The sequence below is a fragment of the Agaribacter flavus genome, from assembly GCF_042646125.1.
GTDB lineage: Bacteria > Pseudomonadota > Gammaproteobacteria > Enterobacterales > Alteromonadaceae > Glaciecola > Glaciecola flavus.
On sequence record NZ_JBHRSW010000005.1, the window covers coordinates 33424 to 53316 of the forward strand.

General features: G+C 41.9%; 15 protein-coding genes, 1 tRNA gene and 1 pseudogene. 10 read left to right on the forward strand and 7 right to left on the reverse strand.

Going from position 1 to position 19893, the window contains the following annotated elements; genetic code table 11:
* Positions 1 to 823: 823 nt before the first annotated feature.
* Positions 824 to 1066, reverse strand: a pseudogene (locus ACFOHL_RS02310) (transposase); the annotation flags it as partial.
* A gap of 152 nt (positions 1067 to 1218) precedes the next feature.
* A complete protein-coding gene (locus ACFOHL_RS02315; RefSeq protein ID WP_376918589.1) occupies positions 1219 to 2163 on the reverse strand; it encodes a TolB family protein in 945 nt (314 codons plus the stop codon).
* 585 nt (positions 2164 to 2748) lie between these two features.
* On the opposite strand from ACFOHL_RS02315, the gene ACFOHL_RS02320 reads away from it, so the two are divergent.
* A complete protein-coding gene (locus ACFOHL_RS02320) occupies positions 2749 to 3006 on the forward strand; it encodes a hypothetical protein (protein ID WP_376918590.1) in 258 nt (85 codons plus the stop codon).
* Between the two features lie 287 nt (positions 3007 to 3293).
* Here the strand turns inward: ACFOHL_RS02320 and ACFOHL_RS02325 are convergent.
* Positions 3294 to 3370, reverse strand: a tRNA-Met gene (locus tag ACFOHL_RS02325).
* A 165-nt stretch (positions 3371 to 3535) separates the two neighbouring features.
* Positions 3536 to 3841 carry a 4a-hydroxytetrahydrobiopterin dehydratase gene (locus ACFOHL_RS02330; RefSeq protein ID WP_376918591.1) on the reverse strand — a complete coding sequence of 102 codons (306 nt, stop codon included), beginning with the start codon at positions 3839 to 3841 and terminating at the stop codon, positions 3536 to 3538.
* Between the two features lie 403 nt (positions 3842 to 4244).
* On the opposite strand from ACFOHL_RS02330, the gene ACFOHL_RS02335 reads away from it, so the two are divergent.
* The 4 genes from ACFOHL_RS02335 to hemN all read left to right on the forward strand — a co-directional run bounded on the left by ACFOHL_RS02335 (position 4245) and on the right by hemN (position 8308).
* Positions 4245 to 5150, forward strand: a complete 906-nt coding sequence (locus ACFOHL_RS02335; protein ID WP_376918592.1) for a LysR family transcriptional regulator — start codon at positions 4245 to 4247, stop codon at positions 5148 to 5150.
* A gap of 253 nt (positions 5151 to 5403) precedes the next feature.
* Positions 5404 to 5799: a DUF3718 domain-containing protein gene (locus ACFOHL_RS02340; protein ID WP_376918593.1), complete on the forward strand. Its 396-nt coding sequence runs from the start codon at positions 5404 to 5406 to the stop codon at positions 5797 to 5799.
* Between the two features lie 402 nt (positions 5800 to 6201).
* Entirely contained in the window at positions 6202 to 6591 is a 390-nt protein-coding gene (locus ACFOHL_RS02345; protein WP_376918949.1) for a DUF3718 domain-containing protein, read from the forward strand.
* A gap of 262 nt (positions 6592 to 6853) precedes the next feature.
* Positions 6854 to 8308 carry an oxygen-independent coproporphyrinogen III oxidase gene (hemN, locus tag ACFOHL_RS02350; protein ID WP_376918594.1) on the forward strand — a complete coding sequence of 485 codons (1455 nt, stop codon included), beginning with the start codon at positions 6854 to 6856 and terminating at the stop codon, positions 8306 to 8308.
* Between the two features lie 37 nt (positions 8309 to 8345).
* Here the strand turns inward: hemN and ACFOHL_RS02355 are convergent, their stop codons facing one another.
* Positions 8346 to 10679: a zinc-dependent metalloprotease gene (locus ACFOHL_RS02355; RefSeq protein WP_449188736.1), complete on the reverse strand. Its 2334-nt coding sequence runs from the start codon at positions 10677 to 10679 to the stop codon at positions 8346 to 8348.
* 291 nt (positions 10680 to 10970) lie between these two features.
* Between ACFOHL_RS02355 and ACFOHL_RS02360 the strand changes: the two genes are divergently transcribed.
* Positions 10971 to 11351, forward strand: coding sequence for a hypothetical protein (locus tag ACFOHL_RS02360; RefSeq protein WP_376918596.1), 381 nt, complete (start codon positions 10971 to 10973; stop codon positions 11349 to 11351).
* Here ACFOHL_RS02360 and recD read toward each other — a convergent pair.
* Both recD and ACFOHL_RS02370 read right to left on the reverse strand, forming a co-directional pair.
* Complete coding sequence (gene recD, locus ACFOHL_RS02365; protein ID WP_376918597.1) at positions 11331 to 13457, reverse strand: exodeoxyribonuclease V subunit alpha; 2127 nt, start codon at positions 13455 to 13457, stop codon at positions 11331 to 11333. The genes ACFOHL_RS02360 and recD overlap by 21 nt on opposite strands.
* Positions 13458 to 13482: 25 nt before the next feature.
* Positions 13483 to 14718, reverse strand: coding sequence for a cystathionine gamma-synthase family protein (locus ACFOHL_RS02370; protein ID WP_376918598.1), 1236 nt, complete (start codon positions 14716 to 14718; stop codon positions 13483 to 13485).
* Between the two features lie 120 nt (positions 14719 to 14838).
* Here ACFOHL_RS02370 and ACFOHL_RS02375 point away from each other — a divergent pair, with 120 nt between their 5' ends.
* The 4 genes from ACFOHL_RS02375 to ACFOHL_RS02390 all read left to right on the forward strand — a co-directional run bounded on the left by ACFOHL_RS02375 (position 14839) and on the right by ACFOHL_RS02390 (position 19876).
* A complete protein-coding gene (locus ACFOHL_RS02375) occupies positions 14839 to 15603 on the forward strand; it encodes an NRDE family protein (RefSeq protein WP_376918599.1) in 765 nt (254 codons plus the stop codon).
* Between the two features lie 140 nt (positions 15604 to 15743).
* The gene (locus ACFOHL_RS02380; RefSeq protein WP_376918600.1) at positions 15744 to 16934 is read left to right on the forward strand and encodes an amino acid aminotransferase; all 1191 of its coding nucleotides are present in this window, start codon (positions 15744 to 15746) and stop codon (positions 16932 to 16934) included.
* Between the two features lie 204 nt (positions 16935 to 17138).
* A complete protein-coding gene (locus tag ACFOHL_RS02385; RefSeq protein WP_376918601.1) occupies positions 17139 to 18836 on the forward strand; it encodes a GNAT family N-acyltransferase in 1698 nt (565 codons plus the stop codon).
* Positions 18837 to 18931: 95 nt separating this feature from the next.
* Positions 18932 to 19876, forward strand: coding sequence for a DMT family transporter (locus ACFOHL_RS02390; protein ID WP_376918602.1), 945 nt, complete (start codon positions 18932 to 18934; stop codon positions 19874 to 19876).
* Positions 19877 to 19893 lie beyond the last annotated feature (17 nt).

The window sequence follows — 19893 nt, forward strand, 5'->3', positions numbered from 1 at the left end:
AATTTAATAACCTTTAATGACGTAAAAATAAATCAAAGGAAATAAAAAAGCCCCGAACCAAGCGGAGCCTTTCTTAGAAATCTTATCACCAATACTTGGTGGACATTAGCCATCATACAACAGAAAATGCCGCTGGTTTTCACTACTGTGCAGTCAGGGAGTAATGAAATCAATAAAGTAAGTATACTCCTTAGCTCTTATAAGCGCAAACGTATTTACTGTTTAATTTTTAAGGGCTTTATTTAGAGTATAAGACAAATTAACACAGTACACTACCCATGCGTACAGGGGTCTTTGGGGATAGGTTTGAGGTTTTAGAGCGGAAGATTAAGTGTTTTTTTGGAGAAAGTCAGCCAGTAGTGCTTTGCATTGCCCGTCCCTTGGTATTGTCAGTATCAACTCCACGCACATTTAGCCCTACCCTGCATAAGTGAGCATAAATGACAATGCGGGTATCTCGTATCCTGTTGAGAGAGACAATAGCTCGCCAACAATCACGCGCCAAAATCAAAATCGCGCTGGACGGTTAGCTTACAGCTAACGTCATTCTTGTGCTCTCCTTTAAGTTGCGCTCTTAGCGGAGGCAATGGGCTGGTTTGCTCTAATACAGGATTGGTTTTGTCCAAGTGCGCCAGTACTTTTTAGATCACAATCGTGTCTGTGATGCAGACTATGATTGTCACTTTAGGTTTTTGGCAACGCTCGCTCTCGCTTATATCAATGTTAAACACGCGCTTGAGACGCTGAGCCCACGACATCGCCTTCGCATGATAAGATTTATCTGACGAGATAATGTCTTTGTCAGTCAATTAAGGACGGTTTTTCCACGCTGTGATGCAGTGACCTGCGCTCTTAAGTGACTGTTGGGAACAAAGACACCAAAAAAACGAGTAAGGTGGAATCTGGGCGACGGGACAAGTGCCGCTAATTTACCGATAAAGTCAGGGGAGTCGAAAAACACATGCGTGGTACCATCGCGATAGAGGGTTTTCAATTCGTAGCCGACTTTTTCATGTCGCGTCATACTCAAGCGCTGCTCGCTGATAGCCGGTCGACTGATGACTTTCTGACTAATCCGGATGACAATCACCAAGGTTCAGCTTTTGACAAAAGTAGCAGCGGCAACACCGACAGGTTTATTCACCTTTACGTGAAGTCATAAGCAACGTAGTACTAGTGTCACTCCCACGACAGTGGGAGCCACGAAAGCGGAGAAGACTATTTACTCTTATCAATTAGCCGTTGCAAATATTCATTATCTACGTGATACACAGTCGCACCCTGAGAAGCATTGCTCAAGATATTTTCAGCAGATGTACCATCCTTGTTTACCCGAAAGATATCGTAAAATCCAAGCACGTTCTGCGATGAAAAATAGACTTTTGAACCATCTGGCGACCATGCTGGATCCCATTCCTGTATATCATTTTTAGTCAGTCGCATTTGATTAGAGCCGTCGAGATCCATCACATATACTTCCTGATTGCCGTCGCGGTTAGACAGGTATGCGATTTGTTTACCATCAGGAGAAATTTTAGGAGACATGTTGTTTGTCTCATCATCGGTAAGCTGGATCACATTGCTGCCATCGATATTGGCAATACTGATTTGGCTCGGGCTGGCTTTTGATTGAAACAACAAACGTCCGTCTTGCATAAACTCAGGAGAACGCCCTTGAAGAGCTTTTATCTGTCGCTTGTTATTCCCATCTGGATCCATCAGCCAGATTTCTTCATGCCAATTACCGTCGGAGTCTTTGTATTCTCTGGCAAACGCGATACTGCGTCCGTCAGGAGACCAGACAGGCGCACTGTCCCATACGTGTTTTACATGGGTTAAGCGCTTTACATTTTTGCCGTCTATATCTACCGTATGAATTGACCAAGTGCGGTAGTCATCGTATTTGCCGTAAAAAGCGATGCGTTCTCCCGAGGGAGACATGGCAGGATATCCGTCACTGAGGGTTGCTCCTACCACTTTGTAGCGTTTTTTTCCTTGCGCATCGGAGAGGTAAATAGCCTTGTTCTTTCCCTTTTCTTTATAACCATAAAGAATAGAAGGCTTCAGATCGTTACTATCTGCAGCAAGGCTCGAATTAGAGAGGCTCAGAGAAGTAAACAACAGCAATAATATCTCGACGCCCATACATCTTTTAACGTTCATTAGGTTAGTCCTGTTAACAGCTGGAGTTTGAGACTAATTTAGACGACCAGCCCCCAAAAGCATGAAATAAGACTGATTTTTTGCTGATTCTGATTCGTTCAGAGTGGTTCAACTGAAAATTCAATCAACTTAACTCAATATCATTGTGAAATTCCTTGAAAGCTCGCCTACCGGCGGTCAATCACTCCCCAATCGAAATCATAAAAAAGTCACGACCAAGTCAGTAGTTTTGCGCTGCCTTTACATAGCCTACCCCTTGTTCGTTTTGAGTATAAGACAAATTAACACTATACACTACCCATGTGTACAGGGGTTTCTAGTGATAGGTTTGAATTTTTAGAGAGGAAGATTAAGTGTTATTTTGAGGTAAAGCAGCCAGTAGTGCTTTGCATTGCCCGTCCCTTGGTATTGTTAATGTCTACACCACATACAATTAGCCTGATTTGCGATAAGTTTGCTAGTAGTGAATCGACAGGCGCTTTCCGGTGAAATAGCCAAATTTTGTGAGCTCTTGATCAGCGCAGTACAAAGTGTGCCACCGCTTTATTTAAAGCCTCCACTTGCCGGTATATTTTATTCATTGCCATGTTAGATTGCTTGAATTGCCGCTTGCTGCCGCCTTCACTCCTTAAAAAAATATTGAAACTGCTGCTTGCTCACACTTGTACGAAGATGGCCTTTGTTGAAAAAGATTTACTTGTTTCTCGGGAGACAGCAAGCAGATATTTAGATGCTTTGAATGAGAGTAAGATTTTGAGTAAGCATAAACTCGGACGAGAAAGTTACTATGTGGACGACGCATTGGTAAATTTACTTATTAATTTACCGTCAATTGGTAAATAACCTGAACTCGGGATAAGCAACTCCGTCCAGCAGCGCCCTAAATCCCGATCTCTGCATTACTCAAGCTTGAAATAACTCGTTATTCCTTCACTTGAGCACCTTGATATCGAGCTTTAGGTCACTACTGGATAGTGGATTAAACGAAAGAACAATAAATTCAAGAGTTTACAGAATTGATTATCCCGAGTTCAGGTTAACTAGCCTTTCTTCGTCCCAGATTCAACAAGGGATTGTCTATCCAAAAAAATAGGCGCTATTGTAAGCGCCTATTTTTATTACCAATAATTTGGTTGCGGGAGCAGGATTTGAACCTACGACCTTCGGGTTATGAGCCCGACGAGCTACCAGACTGCTCCATCCCGCGTCTGAACTTGTAATTTTCTGCGTGTCCGTTGAAAGTGATGCGTATTATACATATCGACTTTACTCACGCAAGTTAAAAAACAACAAAAATTACTAAATTCGCACTGTTCGAGCATTTATCATACAAAGCGTTTTAATTTTAGCCAAAAATCGTCAATCACATGGCTTATTGACGGTTATACAACTCCATTTTTGCCGCCAATTGAAAATCAAGCATACTTATTCCGCCCACATCGTGAGTAATGAGATCAACAGTGACTTTATTATAAACGTTAAACCACTCGGGGTGATGCTTAAGCTTTTCTGACCAAATAGCCGCTTGACTCATCCAGCCAAAAGCCCAAACAAAGCTTTTAAACTTAAATGTTTTGTGCACTTTACCATCTTTTATGACCCAAGGATTTCCATGTGCATTTTCATTTAATTTATGCAATTGCTCTTCAATTTCGTGTTGTGCCAGTTTTTCAACCATTCTATTCCCTCGCAACTAACTTTGAATAACAAACCCTCACAAACCATTTTAAAAAGGATTTATTATTATGACCTGAAAAACAGTCAAAATATTTTATTGTTTTACCCATCAGGGCATTTACAGTGCGGATTGATATTGTGTTGAATAGGGGCGACTAAAATCAAAAACGCAGCAAGTATTTCCATATACGCTTTAGTTTCTCATCCGTGAGAAACAAATTTTAATTTCAGTCACGTCTATTCAACACAAGAGCATCCCGCCCTATGAGTATTTAACCTCAACGCAAGAGATTAATGAGCATGTTTTTATGGATTTTGATTCTATCTATTAACTGCTAAACTCTATTTACATTAATGTTATGTACAACAACTCATAATATAGCCGTTACGACAGATCATACGAGATGAATTTACACAGGATTGACCTTAATTTATTTGCAGTTTTTGACGCCATTTACACAGCAGGGAGCTTAACAAAGGCGGCAGATGTACTTTGCATTACCCAACCTGCAGTCAGTAACTCTTTGGCTCGCTTGCGGGAGATGTTAAACGATCCCTTATTTGTCCGAACGGGGCACTCTATGACCCCTACTCCTGTCGCACAGAATATTATTGGCCCTGCGCGTGAAGCACTTACGCTATTGAGGACAAGCGTTCAGCAAAGTCATGTATTTGATGCGGCCAACTCTTCAAAGTCATTCAATTTTGCCAGTCGAGACTTGCTCGAAGTCAGTATCATGCCTCGTTTAATCGCAAAACTTCAAACTATTGCGCCTAATGTATCTGTGACTAATTTTGAAGTTAGTCGGCATGAAGTTGTATCTGCACTGGCTAGTGGCAGTTTAGACTTTTTTGTTGATGCTTCTACATTTTCAGACCCTCATTTGAACAAGCAAAAAATAGCCTCCGATCGCTTTGTCGTGGTGTCTCGTAAAAATCACCCTGCCTTGCAAGACGGTATGAATATGGAGACCTTTTTGTCACTGGGGCACGTGAACGTCGCGCATCGAAAATCTGGTACAGGCCCGATAGACTTTGAATTAGATAAACTAGGAGAAAAACGGAGAGTCGTGATGCGTGGTCAACATTTTTTGACCGTACCAAGTACGTTGGTTAAGACTGATTTAATTGCATGCATTCCTTTTCATTTAGCCAAACATTACGATCTGGCCATGTATGAGTTACCGATAAATATCCCGATTGTCGATTATTGCTTATATTGGCATGTAAGTGCTGATCTGGATGCGGCACACCAGTGGATGCGCGAACAAATTATTGAAGTAGCGAAAATATATAACCCAAGTGAGTAGCTCTTATATGGGAGTTCTACGCGCCGCTAATACACCTAACGACCTTTTCGTTTAGAGTATAAGGCTCTACAAAGCCACCAAAGCTTAAATTTTTTAACTTTTCCCCAAAAAATACGAACAGAATGCAGGTAAAACTTTAGGTATTTTTTATTATACGAAATTATCTCTACCAGCATTGTAAAAAAAGCGGCACTCATTACACTGTCTCCTTGGCAATATCACATTGCCAAATACTACATTTAAGGAGTTTATTATGAAGGGAAAAACACTCACCCTAGCCAGTATCTTTTGCATTACCACTTCTTTTAGTTTTTCTGCTAGCGCAAGCATCGAAGATGCCCTCGCTAACATTTGTACCATTGTAAAAACAGACGATAAGTCTGAGCTTCGCAAAAAAATGAAGAACGTTAGAAACAGTTTTGCTTTGAAACTCGGCGACTATTACGACGGCATTAGTTGCAACGGCAATAGCTTGATCCGCACGGCTATGCTCAACGAAGCCCTACAAACAGGCACTTTACTTGTCAAGAAAATGCCGAAGTCACAATTAAACAAGCCAGAGAACGATGGCGTTAAGCTGAGTGACTGGATCGCTCAAAATGGCTTAAGTGATAATCCTATCGCTCAAGTAGTTAACGAGCGGTTGTAGACAAGTTTTGATTGCACACATACTCACGCTACTTTCAAACATTTGGCACTAAGAACTCACTTAACAGTAACAATATACATGTAAAGTTGTTTTTAGTGCTTTCTTTTCAAAAATTGTGAAATTTGCACCTCAAATTAGAGGTCTAAACAACAAAGCACATCGAAAAATAAATATCATGTTTTGTAATAAAAAATTGATAAAAAGAACAACACTGAAAACTATAAACATTTGTATTTACTAGTTATTTATCCATTTTTATATTAGGCATTGTTCGCAAAAAATGCTGACATTAATTTGGTATATAATACAATACCCTAGTATCAACATGCTATCTGTGAAAGTTTTTGCACGCCTTTACACTTGTCCTAGTTGAAATTGAACACGTATGAGGTATGTATCATGTTGAGAAAAGTACTAGCACCTTCGATTATCACATTGGCTATAAGTTTTTCTGGAAGTGCAAATGCAGAGCTAGCAAGTGCCCTAGCAAACATTTGTGAAATTGTTAAGACAGATGACAAAGGCGAATTGCGCAAAAAGATGAAAAATATTAGAGGCTCTTTTAACTTGCAGTTGAAAGATTATTACAGCGGTGTGACTTGCGGTGGAAAATCACTCATTAAACTCGCGATTGAAAGCAACGCGACCGAAGCCGGCACACTTTTGGTGAAAAAAATGCCAAAAAAGCTTTTAGCGCAACCGGAACATGATGGCGAAGTTTTGCTTACGTGGATAACCGCACAAGGCTTAGCCGACAATCCAGTATCTGTAGCGTTACAAGAACGTCTATAGCCTGAATTGTATTGAAAGAAAACGAATATCACTAGTTGAAAAACAGTTCAACATGGTAGGCAAAGGCATCTTTGCCATTTTGTGGCCCCTCCCCGGGGTCACTTTTTTATGTGCTTTACCCCTTGTTTTAACTCTCAGGGTCTGTTGAGCTTTGGTGTACAGACCCTAGACAACAAATGCCCAAGAGTTTATTCAAGATCAAATAAATGTAAATGATTCTGCTTCATACTTAGGCCTTTCTCCATCAAGAGCTAAAGGTACAATGAGGAAAAATATAAACCCAAACCCATATCATTGTTTATCCAAAGTCGACGATAACATCGATCGTCAAACCAGCATTGAAGATTATTTTGACAAAGCGGTATTGACTAAATACAACGTTGCAGGGCCTCGCTATACATCCTATCCTACCGCTGTATCGTTTCATCCGAATATACGAGATGAAGATATTGATAGTGCTATTTCTAACTTGGCTCACTCAAGCTCAGTAAACAAAAATCTAGCTATCTACGTTCATATACCCTTTTGTCACGAGCTTTGCTACTACTGTGGTTGCAACAAAATTGTCACCCGTCACCAAGAAAAAGCGGAGCTGTACCTTCAATACTTAAAAAAAGAAATGCACTTGGTTGCGCATAAATACAAAGCGCTAACAATATCAGAGCTGCATTTGGGGGGAGGCACACCCAACTTTTTAACCATAGCTCAACTAACAACACTGGTAGATAGCTTAAAAACCGCATTTAACTTCAGGCACGATGCTCAACTCAGCATTGAAATAGACCCGCGTACCGTCGACAAAACGTACATTATTCAAGCCTCAAACATTGGATTTAATCGCCTGAGTATAGGTGTACAAGACACAGATAAGCGGGTACAAAAACAAATTAACCGTGTACAAAGCACCATTCATATCGCCGATCTTATTGACTGCGCGCGGCAAAATAAGTTTAGGTCTATCAACCTTGATCTTATCTATGGTTTACCCATGCAAACAAGGGAGACGTTTTTTAATACCTTAGAGGCCGCGAAAACGATGGATCCCGACCGTATTTCATTGTTTTCCTATGCCCATCTTCCCAATATATTTGCGGCTCAAAGAAAAATAAAAGAGGAGTACTTACCATCAAGTACAGAGAAATTTGCTCTTTTTCGCCAAGCCATAGATGTTCTCACAAAAGCGGGCTACGACTTCATCGGCATGGATCATTTCGCAAAGAAAAGCGATGAACTCAGCCTTGCCAGTAAAAACAAAGTATTAGGGCGAAATTTTCAGGGCTATACAAGCTCATCAAATACGGCTTGTTTAGGGCTGGGAGTGTCTTCTATCAGTAATATCGACAATGTGTACACACAAAACGAAAAGAAGCTATCTGACTATTACAAACGCCTTGATTTAAAGCAGTCACCCGTTATAAAAGGCTTGGTACTTGCCCAAGATGATGAAATTAGGCGAGATCTCATTCACCAACTCATGTGTAACTTTGAGATAAACAAAACTGATTTTTCTCAAAAACATCAAATCAATTTTGACGTCTACTTTGCCCACAGCCGAAATAAGCTGACGGAGTTTATAGAAGATGGACTCCTAAGTGACACAAAAGAGTACTTAACAATACATCCAAGAGGAAGATTAATTGTGCGAAATATATGCATGAGTTTCGACGAATATCTGTCTCAACCCATGCATCAAATGCGTTACAGCCGTGTAATTTAAGTAATAAGTTAAACGACAATCTAGCAGTTAGCAGTGCTTAAATTGGCGATCCCGGTGGCATTGGTTTTACACTGACTTCCATTGGGAACTGCCCCGTCTCCCAAAAGGTATCGAGATGCCTCAATAGTACTTTGGCTTTTGCATTCTTTCGTTGTTTCTTCAGGTTGTCACCATATGCAAGTAACTCTGCCTTGATAAGCAAGGCAAGCTCAGGAGCGAGCTCTTTTTGCTCAAGCAAATCAAATGTTGCGCGCAATCCTATTAAGCCCACCCGAGCTTCTAAACCAGAGGATGTTGCCTTTGAAACTAGCTCAGTAAACACGCTTTGTATCAGAAACTCAACTGATGGAACACTATCATCGAGCTTACTTTGGTAGTCTAAACGATTCACGCGTTCAGCGGTGAGTAACTTATAAATTGTCGAGGCCGCTGCAGACTCTGCTAAAGCAATCGGATCAAAATTACGCCCCATACGTGATGCGCTGCTCTCTCTGGTGCGCTCGGTGCCATATGTTTTTGGTGGAATTAAGGCCACGATATTTTCAGGTAAACGCAAAAACTCTGCACTGGCGCTCTTTAGCGCTAATGACAGGGCTTGCTTTTGAGTTTCTCCCGCCACAAAACGTACTTGAGGATTGTTGCCATGACGCTCTTTTAAAGCATATTGATAATTTATCCCCCCCACTTGCTTTATTAACGCGTCCAACTGATAGCGATGCGAATAATAAATGGGCACTAAGCGTTCTTCCAAATCAGACCAAGCATGACCAAAAGGCAAGCTTTGTGACCCAAAATTGTCTAGAGCGAAGTCTCTAACGGCTAGCACTCGCTCAAACTCCTTTACTGGGTCAGCACCGTTGTCCCAAAGGTGACCATCTGCAGAGGGACGGTTTGACGAACGCGCATCAGGGTCAGATTTATATTTAAATGTCTGCTGTGCCTCACTCACTAAGGCCGCTAGCGCTTGTGACTCACTTGTTTCATCAAGATAGGTGCTGTAACCATACTTCACAACATATTTGTCCCAATCACCGATCTTGTCGTCATATGCTTGAGATAAGTCGATCCCGCCCTTTTTCAAAGTGATGTACGGATGAGGATAATCCATTACAGACGCGCGATTGTTTTCACTTGCGGCAAAGTTATGCGCGATGCCCAGAGTATGTCCGACTTCATGCGCCGACAATTGCTTGATTCGATTCAGTGCCATTTGCAGCTGCTCTTCTGTACTCGCATTTTTGTCGGCAAATGGGCTGGTCATACCCAAGGCAATCAAAAAGTCCTGTCTAACACGCAGAGAGCCTAAGGTGACATGCCCTTTCAAGATTTCCCCAGTTCTGGGATCAACCACCGAAAAGCCATACGACCAGCCGCGAGTAGCACGGTGAACCCATTGAATAATGTTGTACCTCACATCCATAGGATCAGCGCCATCAGGTAAACGTTTAACCTGAAATGCATTTTTAAATCCAGCGGCTTCAAATGCCTGATTCCACCATAGCGCTCCATCTCTAAGCGCACTGTAAACCGGCTCTGGAATACCTGGATCCAAGTAATATACGATAGGCTCTACGGCCTCGCTCATACTGGCATTCACTTGCTTTTTCTCTAAACGATGACGGCGAATGTATTTTTGCTCCATTTCGGCATCAATCGGTACAGAGTAGTCAAAAAAGCTGTGTTTTGAGTAACCAGAATACGGATGAAACGCACGCGGTGTAAATTTGTCATCGGGTAATTGAATAAACGAGTGATGCATATGAACAGTAACGCTTTGCGGATCAGGCGTCACATCCTTTATAAATTGTCCTTTAGCCTGCCCAGCGAAGGTCACGACAGCCTCTAACTCGGTATTTAGTGGAAAAGCTTTTGTACGGGGCAAATATACCCCGCTTCTCTTCGCATCAGGTTTGAAAGTCCCCTGATTCCGCGCTTTTAGGCGATCCGCCATATTGTGAATATCACTGAACAAGAACTGAGTATAGTCAAACTCAAGGTATGTATCCGTTTCTTCACTAATGATAAAGCCAGCTAGAATCGAATCTGCAAATGCCTCATCGATACTCTCATTTTCGGCCAGATTAACTGAAGATGAACGATATTTTGTGTTCAGTTGATTTAGCATTACCTTGTTGCCAAAACGCACAAACTCAGCAAGGCGCGTGCGCCCTAGTTGGCCGCGATCGAGACCTATATCATTTGATCCCACCCCGTGAGGTAAGCTACTTTGAAAGATAAAATCTTGGTCGAGCATCGATTTTTTTACACGTAAAAAAACCTTATCCTTTGACTCATCATAGCGAATGTCAACAAAACCAGTCTGTACATCAGCATTTGCTGAAAAAGCCAGTCCCAAATAAGCACTCAACACTAAGCCGACAATAAACTTAAAGGAGATGCCTTGCTTTTTCAGTATTTGATTATTATTTACACCTAAATAACGGCGATTCACATAGTGAGTTATTCTACTTAAAGCCTTCAACAACCTTCTCCTTGCACAAGGGTTTGCGGATCAACCTTATAATCGATTGATCCATGTCAGTATTATTAATAGAGATAAGCGTATATTGATTAGCACGCAGCTCACTGGAATGTGTGCTGACGTAAATCAGAATTAATTGTGTTTCCGAACATGCCCCCACAAACGCTGAGGTGAATAACCATGCAGGAGTTAAAAATATACGATAATGTTATCGCTTATTCCAGCAAATTTGACACTGTCATCACCTTACTTGTAGACGAACATACCAACGTTGCGGTCGCTGACAGGCCTATATTTGGCTGTAAAGTAACGATTGATGATAAGCTCTATGAGCATGTGGGCGGTATGCTTGCTGCTGGCTATGTTCTGGGCTGGGTGGACTATATATCTGTCAACAAATTTGCGTGCTTGACCGAGCAAAACCACTACTTAGAAGCAGGTCAGTTTTTTTTAATTGAAGGCAATGCACTCAAGTTAGCTCATCCATCAATGCTGATTAATATATACTCAGATATGACAACAGACAAAAAAATACTAAAATTACGTGTGCACCTGCCCTAGCTTGCTCGCCAACATTCGGGCTATACCACTAGAACGATTAATCTTATTCAGTAAGGCCTGTTTCAACACTTCGTCTTGACTAAATAGTCTTAATCTAGATTTTGCTCTTGTCACTGCCGTATATATCAGTTGTCGTGAAACTAAATTTTCTACCTTATCAGCAAGCAATACATCCACGGCTTCATATTCTGAGCCTTGAGTCTTGTGAATTGTCATCGCGTAGGCATCAGTATGTTGGGGTAAGGTGTAAAGCGAATATTGTCGGAACGCCGTTTGCTTATTCATTTGATCAAACACCGGAAACCAAGCCCATAACTGAAGGCTATCATCTGGCCACACAATCCCAATATCGCCATTAAATAATTGTAAACCATAGTCATTTTTTACAATCATAATAGCTTGACCTTGTAAAAATTTATGCTGTTTTGGCACAACTCGACTCAGCGCAGTTGCGGTTAAAAAATTAATGTTTTCAGTGCCACATACACCTACTCTTTTTGCAGTCAAACAGGCAAAACGGCGTAGCAAGTCCCATGCGTCTTCAATATTTTCCTGTTGCGAGATAGCAGTAAAATGAGGAACTAAGGTATTTGTCACATACTGCAGGATAAACTTTTCATAAAGTTTATAGTCCGGCTTTTCGCTATTATTACCTTGTAGTGATTGGTGGGGTGATGGATAAAGGTATTGATGTACGTTTATATATTGCCACGCGGGTGCAGCTTGCATTTGTTGTTTTTTGGCCTGCTCTCGCAGAGTTTTATAATCGCCACCCAATATCCATTCAGCAAGCTCTGTAATGTCTTTATCACTACGTTTGCTATGACGTAAGCTAACACACATTGACGCACTCTCAAGATCCGCATTATTAAACCTTGTGTTGTCACAACCCTCTATCACTTGATCCGCTTGCATATCTACCAAGTTTGCCAGCGTTTTCGTTTTGGCCGGCGCTAAAGAACTGCCTGCAAACTCAACGAGGTCAAATAAAATACTCCCTGCTTCAACCGAAGGCAGTTGATTGGGATCGCCTATAAGTACAATTTTGCATTGTTTGGGGAGCGCTGAAAACAGCTTATACAGAATAGCCACGTCTAACATCGAGGCCTCGTCAATGATCACAAAACTGGCTCGCAAAGGGTTGTCTTGAGAAAACTTGGTTTGACCATCCATTGGGTTAATCTTCAGTAATCTGTGTAAGGTTTGGGCTTGGATAGTATTCAAATGCTGATAAAACAATGGAGCTTGCGCAATCGCTTGAATACTTTGTAGCTCCGTCTGTATAGATTCTTGTAAACGATTTGCCGCTTTCCCCGTCGGTGCCAAAAGCAAGATTTCATCACTGGGGATCGACAAACAAGACGAAGCCAAAAACAGCAATCGCGCTACGGAATAGGTTTTTCCTGTGCCAGCTGCGCCGGTGATAATTGCAAAATTATGACTAAGAGCATTCAATACGGCCAAAGCTTGGAAACTCAGTTGACTGTCTCGTTCGCCAAAACATAAAGGCCAAAGCGTTTTGAGTTGCTTGATGCTCTGTTTATTTACTGCATTTTGCTCATCTTTGAGTCTACTACTAATACTTTCACTTAGTACACGTTCATAATGAAAGAATCGCTGCGTATATAAAAGCGGCCATTCAAAATGCAGTGCTTCGATACGTGTCAATGCTGGTGTTAGAACTTTGAAAATGCGGAATAACTCAGGCGTGGTTGCAAAATGATAGCCATTCCCCTCTGCTGGGGACGATGAATTTATCCAAAGGGTTGTGTCGGCAAGTGCGTCTATATATAAACAACTATCCCCCATGCGTTGTCGATAGAGCAAGGCCAACAACACATGAAACACTTCACACCACAGCGCTAACGCCTTGTCGTCAGTTTGACTAGATGCAAATTCAGACTCACTTGTTAAATCATCGTTTTCGCACTCATGCTCGCTTTGTGCATCATTGGCATACTGTTTAAGCTTATTGACAAGCAAATTCGCAGTATACACGTCACTGTATTCGATGCCATGTAGTCTATCTAAGCAAACTTGAGTGCTAGCATATGGATTTCCGAATGCACAAAACAGGCTATTTATCGAATAATTGACTGGGTCCACTTAGTTTCCGAATTGTCGCTAACCGTTATCTAAAACCAGAGGCAAAGTCATTCAATAAATCTTGCGTGTCTTCAATGCCGACAGATAGACGTATCAAATTTTCTGATATTCCCATCGCTTTCCGTTGTTCTGCACCGTTCTCATAAAAAATTGTGCTTGAAACTGGCAGAGCCAAGGTGCGAGTATCTCCAAGGTGAGTCGCATTAATCACCAATGCTAGCTTGTTCAAGTACTCTCGAAAATCAATGCCATCCGCCAATTCGAAACTTAAAATCGCGCCATAACCTCCATCAAATAATTGGCTTGCTCTTTGATGGTGCGGATGTGTGTCTAAGCCGGGGTAATGTACCGTTTTAAACTTATCTGAGGCATGCATGTATCTGGCAATTGCCAATGCGTTCTCACAAGATCTTTGCATTCTAAGCTTTAGTGTTTCTAAACCCACCGAAATAGGGTGAGCAGAGCTTGGTGCAAGCGTGGCGCCAATGTCTCTTAAGCCTCGTTTGCGAATTTGCGTCATTCCCCACAAATTTGCGTCAGCACCTTTGTATTTTTCCAAAATATTGGGGTATTTACGCCAGTCAAATAGACCCGTATCCACAACAACACCACCCAATACGCTGCCGTGTCCAGCAATATATTTGGTCAGCGAAGTGATAACCAAGCTAGATTTCACCGCTTTAGAATCGAACATAACAAAGGGTGTCATTGTGTTATCAACTACTAAAATAATATTTTCTTGGGCACAAATTTCACCAATTTCTTGCAAGGCGGCTACTTGTGTTACAGGGTTGGCGATAGTTTCGCAAAACACCATTTTAGTGTTATCCGTTATGGACTGACTCACTTGCTCGCTGTCGCTAATGTCTACAAAACTGATTTGCACACCAAAGTCTTCCAGTGCTTGCATAAAACTACGAGTGTTACCAAATAAAAACTGACTAACCACAATATGATCACCTGTGCGCAATAAACTAAAAAGTGTTGCACTAATCGCGGCCATACCGGTAGAAAAAACAGTCGCTGCAACTCCTCCCTCAAGGTCGTTGAGCAAATTTTGTAAGGCAACAGCGGAGCCAGAAGATGAACGAGAATACACATGCCCTGTTTTTTTACCTTGAAATACCGCTTCTAAATCACTTACATCCTCAAACTCGAATAGCACAGAATTAGACGTGGGAGTATGCACAGCGCCGTCTTCGGGAGAATTGAGTAATCTGTCTGTGTGAACAAGATGCGTATCTAGAGCGTAGGGCTTCACTTAAAAAATCCTGTGGTGATAAAATTGTGATAAAAATTTGATTTGATGTTAGCCGAACTAATCCTTATTGTATACCCAGCCAAAAGACATATCTTATTGTAAATAACCAACGTAAATCTAATGTGTATATTGTTTATAGCCGTACAACAACACCCTGACTATCCCCTAATTATTGCAGCAAACCGCGACGAATTTCATCAACGACCGACTTTGAAATCATCGTTTTGGGAACCCGAAGCACAACTTCTTGCTGGTAAAGATGTAACGGCTAATGGCAGTTGGATGGGAATTACTCGGTCGGGAAAGCTCGCGGCTCTAACAAATATTCGCGCACCTGGTAGAGACAGAGCAGACGCAACCACTCGGGGCGAGCTCGTTATTGACTATCTGCAACAAGACTATTCTAGTGACAGCTATTTGCAAAAAATTGCGAGTAACAAAGACAATTACAACGGCTTTAATTTGTTGTACGGCGAGTTAGACAACCTACATGTTTACAACAACTATGAAGATCACCATGAGACCCTCAAAAAAGGTGTCTACGGTCTATCAAATGCTATGCTCAATACACCTTGGCCAAAAATCGATAAGGGAAGGCAAGCCCTCGCGGATTATTGTTCTGCCCCCAGCCACCTAAACATCGAACACCTGTTTGAACTGCTAAAAAATGACAGCCCAGCAGATGACAGCATTTTGCCCAAAACTGGGGTACCGATTGAACGCGAGCGTTTGCTTTCTTCCATATTTATTAAATCTCCAGACTATGGCACTCGGTCAAGTACAGTATTGTTAATTGACAATACTCATTCTGTATACTGGGAAGAACGGTCTTTTGATCCCGACGGCAATGAAACTCAACGATGTGATTTCAAGTTTACGATATAAATAAACAGCGGCTTTATGTCCGCAATATGTTGATAAACAGCCTCTAAAATGACGGACAATAAAAACCCTCGAATTATTTTGCTATTCAGGCATAATATGCGACGCTTTTTATTAACCTCATTTAGGAAGGACAGACAACAGTGTTCGAGACATTATCTCCTCTAGCTCCAGACCCAATACTTGGATTATCAGCGGCTTTTAAGCAAGACAGTAATCCACATAAAATCGACTTAGGCGTGGGTGTCTACAAGGATGAAAATGGCAATACACCTATTTTAGAGTCTGTCAAAGCCGCACAAGCAGTACTGCAAGAGAAAGAAAACTCAAAAGTGTACATTACACCTCAAGGTCATCAAGGGTTTATCGATGGCATGCTCACATTACTTTTGGGTACATCAAGTGCAATCATCAATGATCAAAGAGTAGCCGCGGTGCAAGCACCAGGTGGTTGCGGAGCACTGCGTATTCTCGCTGAGCTATTTATGCGTTGCAACAAAGACACGGTTGTATGGGTGAGTGATCCAACATGGGCAAATCATATCCCCCTTCTAGGCAACGCAGGCTTAAGCTTAAAAACCTATCCATACTTTGATAAAAGTACTGCCAGCATTAAATTTGACGAAATGATGGATTGTCTATCAGAAGTTAAAGCTGGAGATGTGGTCTTACTTCACGGTTGCTGCCACAACCCAACTGGCGCGGATCTCACAAAAGCACAATGGCAAAGTGTGGCGGAGTTAGCGCAAAAAACCGGCTTTATCCCTTTTGTTGATATTGCCTATCAAGGTTTTGGTGAGGGTATTGAAGAAGACGCTTTTGGTTTGCGTTTACTCGCTGAATCCGTCGAAGAAATGGTTATTGCGGCATCATGCAGCAAAAACTTTGGTTTGTATCGCGAGCGCGTCGGTCTAGCTGCGATCATCACCAAAGATGCAACAACAAAAGCCATTGCTCAATCGCAAATACAGTCTGTTGCCCGTGGTATCTATTCTATGCCCCCTTCATATGGTGGCGCATTAGTCGATATTATTTTAAATACACCAACGCTTTATTCGCAATGGAACGCAGAAGTGACTGAAATGCGCGAACGCATGATAACGCTGCGAGAACTACTGGTATCCAATCTATCCGCTCAAGGTGTGCAGCGTGACTTCGGCTTTATTAACCAACAAAAAGGGATGTTCTCTTTCTTGTGTATTGCGCCTGAACAAGTTCAAGCATTGCGCAATGACAAGAGTGTTTACTTTGTTGACTCTAGCCGTATCAATATCGCGGGAATTAACAAACAAAATGTCGAAGCACTCGCACAAGCGATAGCCAGCGTTTTGTAAGCCTAAATCAGCGCCCTTTTAGGGCGTGATGGTGCTTTACTCAGTTAAACGTAGCATTACGCCCTGCACTTTTCTCTTTGAAATAGCCCTTCCCCACTCTCGTCTGTAGTCCATTGTCATATTAGCTTCACTAATTGATCAACAATCTGTCACTTTATTCTTCTACGATTTGCGCACAATTGGCGCAAGTTCGAGGTGAATAAAATGCTAAACACTCAACAGGTCATCCAGCAACACTTTCCTAAAGTCGCACAAAACAAGCTATTGAGTAAGCCAACAGCGGCTGTACTGAAGCGTTTATTGTGCGAAAAAGAAATCAATGAATTCACCGAGCAATATCCACACTTTGTCGGTTTTGATTTTGTAGAGCAAGTGCTCGAATATTTTAGTTTTGCCTATTCTGTTTCTGACAATCATCGAGAACGCATCCCGCAAACCGGAAGATTGGTGATCATCGCCAATCACCCTATTGGCTCGTTGGATGGGCTTGCACTTATCAAGCTTATCCGCGAAATTCGCGACGATATTAAAGTGATAGCCAACGAAATGCTCATGGCTATCGAGCCGCTTCACAGTATATTGTTGCCGGTGAACAACATGTCAGGCGGTACAAAAAAAGAAAATCTCCACAATATTGACCTACATCTTCAAAATGAAGGGGTAGTCATAATATTTCCCGCAGGAGAAGTGTCGAGATTGCGTCCACAAGGTATTCGCGACACAAAATGGCACTCTGGCTTTTTACGCATTGCCAAAGCGAATCAAAGCCCAATATTGCCCATATTTATCGACGCCAAGAACTCTGCCTTGTTTTATGGCGTGTCTATGCTTTTTAAACCGGCGGCGACAGCTTTACTTGTTAAACAAATGTGGCACCAGAAGGAAAAAAACATCCCGATGAAAATTGGTGAAGTGATCCCTCATGAGGCCTATTCTGGCCTGAAAATTAGTTTAAAAGAACAAGTTAAACTATTTAAGCGTCACTTATACCGAATAGCAAAAAACAAAACACCACTTATGGCAACACAAGCTGCTATCGCTCTTCCCGAAGATAGGCGATTGTTGGTCAAGGCACTAGAACACGAAGCCGAAATGTTGGGGAAAACAGGTGATGGCAAATCTATCTACCTTTTCACTTACAAGCAAGGCTCCGTCATTATGCGCGAGCTAGGTCGACTGCGAGAAATCACCTTTCGAGAAGTGGGGGAAGGTACGAATAAAAGACGTGATATCGACAAGTATGACAAGGACTATTATCACTTAGTATTGTGGGATGAAAAGGATTTAGAAATTGCTGGTGCCTATCGTTTTGGGCATGTCGAAAGTATCACAGAAGTCGACAAATTGTATTCGTCTACTTTATTCGACTACACAGAAAATATGGATAAATACCTATCACAGGGTCTAGAGCTAGGCCGCAGTTTTGTGCAAAAGAAATACTGGGGCAAACGCAGCTTAGACTATTTATGGCAGGGTTTAGGGGCGTTTGTGCGCAGACATCCCGAGTACCGTTATTTGTTTGGTCCAGTTTCTATTAGTAATCGCTACCCTAACGCCGCTATCGAATTGATTGTAGCCTTCTATTTTCACTTTTTTCCTGCCAATACGCTCTTAGCAAAGGCTAAAATCCAATATTCAGTTTCTCAAGAGGTAATGCAGCGTTTTCAAGATATGAGTTACAAAGAAGGGTTTTCTCTGCTAAAAAACGCATTGAGTGAAATGGGCGTGACCGTACCAACCCTGTATAAACAATATGCAGAAACCTACAAACCCGGTGGTGTGAGCTTTTGTGCTTTTAACGTTGATCCAAATTTTGAGTATTGTGTCGACGGCCTTATTGTTGCCGATTTAACGCAACTCACTGACAAAAAACGCAAACGATATTTAGATCCGCAGGATTGAGCTTGTGGCCTAATCCAATTACACTCTAATTCAACAATAACGAAGGCGCACAAGTTTTTCTGCCAAGTTTGCAGTTAAGTGCGGTCTTCTAGAGTGTGGAGTACCCGCCCATTTTTTCAAAAACACGCCTGTCATCGCTTAATACAAATGCACTCTTGTTCAGCATTTGCGTGTTGGTATGGGGCTCGACTTGGATTGCTATCAATTTTCAAATAAAAGAGGCAGCGCTGATGGTGTCCGTCGGTGTTCGCTTTGCGATTGCAGCAGCCATTATTGGCGTGTGGTGTATAGTAAAAAAACGATCATTTCACCTCAGCCTTGAGCAACACAAACTTGTCGCAATGGCAGGCGCTTTCTTATACGCCTTGGATTATTCTTTCTTGTACGCTGCGCAACAGCATATTGTTAGTGCACTGCTGGCAGTCTTAAGTAGTTCTGTTATTTATTTTAATGTCATCTTACGCAGGATAGTATTGAAAAAGCCGGTACGCTCAGAAGTGGTACTTGGCGCTAGTATCGGTTTGCTTGGGATTTTTTTAATTTTTGCCCCCGAATTACAAGTTATGTCAACATCTCAAGGGCTGGCGGCTGGATTAATACTCGCTTTTGGTTCATTCTTATCCGCCGGTATCGGTAACGTTATTTCTGAAAAAGTGCTCGACAAGCACATATCAGTGCTACAAATGAATTTTTGGGCTATGCTTTATGGTGTGTGTTTGACCTTTGTCATTGTATTCGTAACCGACACGCCTCTTACCCTACCGAGTACTAGCAGTTACTACTATGCGCTCTTATATCTAGCCGTGTTTGGTTCAGTAATTGCGTTTGGCGCCTATATGCAATTGGTCAAACAAATGGGCTCCGACAAAGCGGCCTATGTGGTGTTGGTATACCCCATCGTAGCCTTGGCGATATCGACAGTGTTTGAAAACTACGTTTGGACAATATCATCAATGCTCGGCGTGATTGCCGTACTTATCGGCAACGCGATTGCAATGGGTAAGTTAACACTACCCACAACAAAAGCAAATTCAGCATAAGCCAAAAAATTAAACGC